The sequence below is a fragment of the Dietzia maris genome (genome assembly GCF_014144855.1).
Taxonomy (GTDB): Bacteria; Actinomycetota; Actinomycetes; order Mycobacteriales; family Mycobacteriaceae; genus Dietzia; species Dietzia kunjamensis.
In genome coordinates this window covers 1-1,437 of record NZ_JAALDN010000101.1, presented here as the reverse complement: position 1 = coordinate 1,437, position 1,437 = coordinate 1, and the positions used below count along the sequence as shown (strand labels likewise).

The 1,437-nt window shown below is 71.7% G+C and carries 1 protein-coding gene and 1 pseudogene; one reads left to right on the top strand and one right to left on the bottom strand.

Features of this window, described 5'->3' with window-relative positions; translation table 11 throughout:
* A pseudogene (locus G6024_RS03995) lies at positions 1–208 on the bottom strand (hypothetical protein); the annotation flags it as partial.
* 110 nt (positions 209–318) lie between these two features.
* Here G6024_RS03995 and G6024_RS03990 point away from each other — a divergent pair.
* The coding region (locus G6024_RS03990; RefSeq protein ID WP_159148125.1) for a glycoside hydrolase family 183 protein at positions 319–1,437 on the top strand (1,119 nt) is incomplete at its 3' end.

Here is a 1,437-nt window from a genome sequence, read left to right as displayed (position 1 = left end):
GGAGTGGCTCGTGACCGGAGGCGCGCAGCGGGGAGTTCCACAGGGCCAGCACCAGTGCCGCGACGAGCACCACGGCCGCCAACGGCGCGCCGTGTCCGAACCCGATGAGCGTCCACGCCGTGGCACACCCGAGCGCCAGAACGGCTGCGGGGCCGAGCCAGTGGCCGGGGACGAGCTCCCGCCCGGCCCGTGCGAAGGGATGGGTCACGCCGATGACCATACGCCCCGCGGTTCGGGGCGTGGGGCCCGCTTCGCCAGAATTGTGACCTGACAACGAGTCTGGTGCCGCCCGACCGGTTGCGCGGTAGCGTCGGCCCCATGACGGATCCGCCGCCGCCCACTGCGTCCCGCACATCGGCCACCCGCAAGGTCCGGGACCTCACCGGACCCGGGATCACCACGGTCTTCGGGATGGAAGGGACGGATCTGGGCATCCTGACCCGGACCCCGTCCGGGCGCCTGCTCGCGGTGTTCGGCGACACCTTCGCCGGCGCCGGGATGGGCGCCCCCCATGTGGGGCGTCCGCACCCGGGTATCGAGCAGTGTGCCCCCACCACGGATGAGCGTCCCGGACCCGGAAACCCGGACTGGCGCTCCCCCGCCGGATTGTTCTCCGACACCGTCGACCTGTCCGAGGGGCTCGAGTGGACGGACGCCGCCGGCCCGGGCCCGCGGGACTACGCCGCCCAGCTGATCGACTATGTGCACGGCCGCGGGTGCTCGACCGTCCTCCCGAGCGACGTGCTCACCATCGGAGACACCATGTACCTGCACGTCATGGTCAACGACGGCCTGGGCACCGTCACCCGCACCCGGATCCACCGGTCGACCGACGACGGCCGGACCTGGGAGCCCACGGGGGCGGAGTTCTCGCCCCTCCTCGAGGGCGGCCATCGCCAACTCTGGACGTGGGAGCTCGGCGGGGACGGGTTCGTCTACGTCCTGTCCACAGGGTTCCAACGGGACAAGGGCGTCATCCTCATGCGGGTGCGTGAGGAGCACCTCGCGGATCCCGACCTCCGCAGGTGGCAGACCTGGGGCTTCCGGAAGGGCGCCTGGGGCTGGGGCAATCCCACGACCATCGTGCTGCCCGGCCGGATCGGCGAGATGTACCTGCGTCGGTGCGAGGACTTCTGGACCCTCACCTACTTCGATGCCGAGCACTACCGCATCGACTGTCTGACGTTCCCGCACATCGGGGCCGACCTGCTCGACCGCTCGGTCACCACGCACACCACGCTCCTGCACGGGAGTGCGTGGGGCGACGAGTCGGACGGTTCCGACCCCGGGGCCGGGCCCGCGCGGGTCGCCCAGCTCTACTGCGGCTGCCCGGTGCCGGGATCCACGCCGGAGGAGTGGCACTTCGTGGTGAGCCAGTGGAACACCCACGACTCGGCCGCCGGGCCCGCCGGGTGGCCGTACCGGTCCATGCAGTTC